The organism is Bacteroides sp. AM44-19 (assembly GCF_003603395.1).
Lineage (GTDB): Bacteria > Bacteroidota > Bacteroidia > Bacteroidales > Bacteroidaceae > Bacteroides > Bacteroides uniformis.
On sequence record NZ_QTNB01000050.1, the window covers coordinates 1 to 3276 of the forward strand.

Sequence of the window (3276 nt, forward strand, 5' to 3'; positions counted from 1 at the left end):
CTAATTCGCTACGCTTTGCTCTAATTTACTTTTTCGCTATGTGTTTATTTTACGATTTACTATTTACTATTTTGAATGAGATGACAGAAAACAAAACGAGGCTTACCAATATTCGGTAAGCCTCGTCTGTTATGTCATCTGTTGTACATATACACTCATACGCCCACCGAGTTATTCGTTAGGATGATGATGGTGATGATGTGCAACGATATTCTTCATATTTTTTGGATTTTAATGCGACAAAAGTAAACTAAAAGTTTGAAACTCCAAAAGATTTATCACAAAAAGTTTATTTTTTCTTTCAAATTCATCTTAGTTCACCACAGATTACACAGATTTGCACAGATTATTTTTATTCCAATCTATGCAAATCTGTGTAATCTGTGGTGAAACAATTAAATCAACGGCAATATTTCCTCCTGCTCTACTTCGCAGCTATGGAAATGCATTTCCGCTTCCGCCTTCTCCTTCGGAAAGGTAAAGTAGGTGCAAGTGGCTTCTGTGCAAAGTTCGCCCATGCTATTATACAGGCGTGCTTCTATGATAGCAATATTCCGCTTCTGCTCGCGAAGCGAAGCCCGCAGCACCACATGCGTGTCGTTGGTCGATATGGATTTGCGGAAGCGGGTTTCCATTTTCGATGTCACCCCGCCGGTCTGCAGCTTGCGGAACACGACCCAGCCGCAGATTTCGTCCAGCAATACGGACTGGATGCCTCCATGCAACGTATTCAGCCACCCTTGATACTCCGGACGCGGCTTCCAGATGCTCACCACCTCGTCACCGTCCTCATAAAACTCCATTCTCACACCGGCTTCATTGTCGGGAGAGCAACCGAAACAGTTGTAGCCCTCCATATCTTTCCACGGATTGATAATCTTCTTCATATCGTATTCTTCTTTATCTGGTTTTGATTCATAAAGTCTCTCAATAAGACGTTCAATATTAGTCATTCCGATTGAGAACTACAAATTATTGATGCCTTTTTCATTGAAAAACAATCGTTTTTTTGTAATCGGTTGGTAGATAAGACTTAAAGAGTAGAAAGTTCGGTAGCCGGTAGCGATTTGGTAGCTGTGCGGGTTTCGCTGCATTGCTTCGCTCTGCTCTTGGAACTGATGCAAATATAGGAATTTTGACCGAAAAAGGGAAATGTTTCGGGGATTTTTTATTTTTCGGGATTACCGGATTACAGGAAAAGCATAAAATCAGGAGGCGGTGCAAAAAACGAGGTTGCACCCGTGGTTTTACTCGAAGTGTAAAATGTTGATTTTCAGTGTGTATTTCTGTGGTGCAAGGTGCAGCTATATTTATATATATAGCTGCACCTTGCACCAGCCACACAGGGCTGTTTTGCGGCTTGCACCGATATTCTTTTAAGTTTCTGTAAATGAGTTGGTTTTGAGTTTTGGTGTTTGTTTCGGGGGAAAGGTGGGATGAACGGGATGTTCCGATAGGGCTTGGCGGCTTCGTGTTTGCCCTGCAAGGGCTTGGCAGGTGGGGTGGCTGGAATGTCGGGCTTAGGGCAGTCTTGGGGCTTTTATTCAATCCTTTGCCCTTTGCGGTCGATGTAATACCAATCATCGCTTTCCCAATAGTGGTATTCCCCATCCGAACCGGGAGCTTCTTCCAGTTCTCCCGTGTCGGTTACTTTCGCCTTCCCGTTCTCGAAAGGAAAGCCAAAAGCGAAGCGTGGTTCTACGAGGGTATTGCCATGCTCGTCCGCATATCCGATACGCCCTTTTTCATCGACGATGCGGTAAACGCCTTCCTGCACGGGGTCGTTGCCGTTGTCATACCGGTACGGGACATAGAGGCTTGCGGGATGGCTGTTGCCGGAGGATATGGCCGTGCAGCGGTCATGATAAAGGGTGAACAGCCGTATTTCAAGCAGGATGGCAAGGACTGCAAGCACCGTGCAGACAAGGAAACGGAGGCGATAGCGTTGCCGTACCGATACATGGAACGCCCCGTAATAGTCGTGCATCATGCGGTAACGCTCCTCGGTATAGATGCGCATATTCCTCCAGAGCAATACGGGGAACGGCAGTATCAGCGGGAAAAGCGTAAGGCGGTCGTCTGTTTCGTAAAGGAAGCGGACAGCCGGAGTGCCCAAGAACTGTAAAGCGATGGCGACAGGAAACAGGAGGCAGGCGAACTGGACCACACTGATGACCGCAAAACTACGATCCGGGAAGCCGTGCCGACAACTGCGCCACGTCCAATAAAAGAGGTGGTCGAAGAATCCGGGGAGCTTCGGCCGACTGGTTCTTTTATGTGGGGAGGCTTTCTTCATACGTTGCGGCTATATAGGTGCAAATAAAACGTATTTCTTCCAAACGGAAAAGATTTTTGCGGTGAAACTTTTTGAGTGATTGGACTTTTCACTATTTTTGCTTTGATGTATAACGGTTCGTCCGTAAGGTATGAATTTGGCTTTTTCTGTTATTGCTATGGAATGGTTCGATAAGATAAGCGAGTTTATGGAGGGTCTGCCGGAGTGGTTGCAGGCGCATCCGAGGTACGGCTACCTGATCGTGGCGGGAATCCTGCTGCTGTGGCTTGTGGGGATTGTCTGCGGATGGCGGTGGACGTACTCCCGTCCGGGAAGTTGGGAAGGGAATTTCTGGCTGGGTACGCTGGGTGAAAGGAGTTACCGTTTCTGGCTGGGGCTGATCGTTGCCGCCGCAACGGGATGCGCCCTGTTGCTGTTCTTCGTAACGGGATAAGCAAGCGGAAAACAAGGAAAGGAGGAAGCTATGTTCAAGGAACCGGCATACTGGATGTATTACTTCTGGAGCAAGAACAAACGTGCAAGGAAAGACAAGGCGGTTATCTCCAATGCCACGTGGACGATGGCAATCCTGTGGCTTCTTAACCTGATGGCTCTCCATCTTTTGTTCGAGGCATGGGGATGGGATATGCTGACGGGCTGGTTCTCTTCCCTGACGGACAAGGTGGAATGGAGCAGGTTCAACCCGGTTGCCTATCTGTTCGCCGCAGCGACGCTCGCTCCTTTTATCTGGATTGCCAGAAAGCTGTATTACCGTCCTGCGAAGCTGAAAGCGATGCAGGCGAAGTACGAGACAGTGGGCGAATACCGGAAATTGCTCGGTCAATGCCTGTTCTGGCTGTATGTTATCGGCAGTTTTGCATCGTTCTTCATTATAGCCGAACAAAAGAACCATTCCAAGGAGCAACCACTGATCGAAAGGTTGCAGGAGATGTAGCTAACACTTGAAAAGGGACCCGGGTAGCATTTGAAACGTGTACCAC

At 47.7% G+C, this 3276-nt stretch carries 4 protein-coding genes; 2 read left to right on the forward strand and 2 right to left on the reverse strand.

Annotated features, from left to right (window positions below):
• Positions 1-395: 395 nt before the first annotated feature.
• Positions 396-887 carry a PaaI family thioesterase gene (locus DW947_RS21220; RefSeq protein ID WP_005832726.1) on the reverse strand — a complete coding sequence of 164 codons (492 nt, stop codon included), beginning with the start codon at positions 885-887 and terminating at the stop codon, positions 396-398.
• Positions 888-1540: 653 nt separating this feature from the next.
• Positions 1541-2296, reverse strand: a complete 756-nt coding sequence (locus DW947_RS21230) for a WG repeat-containing protein (protein WP_008627608.1) — start codon at positions 2294-2296, stop codon at positions 1541-1543.
• Positions 2297-2426: 130 nt separating this feature from the next.
• Between DW947_RS21230 and DW947_RS21235 the strand changes: the two genes are divergently transcribed.
• Together DW947_RS21235 and DW947_RS21240 are read left to right on the forward strand one after the other, a co-directional pair.
• Positions 2427-2729 (forward strand): immunity 17 family protein, encoded by a 303-nt coding sequence (locus DW947_RS21235; protein WP_008627610.1) that lies wholly within the window; start codon positions 2427-2429, stop codon positions 2727-2729.
• A 30-nt stretch (positions 2730-2759) separates the two neighbouring features.
• Entirely contained in the window at positions 2760-3230 is a 471-nt protein-coding gene (locus DW947_RS21240; protein WP_117963718.1) for a hypothetical protein, read from the forward strand.
• Positions 3231-3276 lie beyond the last annotated feature (46 nt).

Excerpts from the sequence above, each read along its gene's own strand:
- DW947_RS21240 (WP_117963718.1), top strand. The coding sequence starts at position 2,760 with ATGTTCAAGGAACCGGCATACTGGATGTATTACTTCTGGAGCAAGAAC.
- DW947_RS21235 (WP_008627610.1), top strand. The coding sequence starts at position 2,427 with ATGAATTTGGCTTTTTCTGTTATTGCTATGGAATGGTTCGATAAGATA.
- DW947_RS21220 (WP_005832726.1), bottom strand. The coding sequence starts at position 887 with ATGAAGAAGATTATCAATCCGTGGAAAGATATGGAGGGCTACAACTGT.
- DW947_RS21230 (WP_008627608.1), bottom strand. The coding sequence starts at position 2,296 with ATGAAGAAAGCCTCCCCACATAAAAGAACCAGTCGGCCGAAGCTCCCC.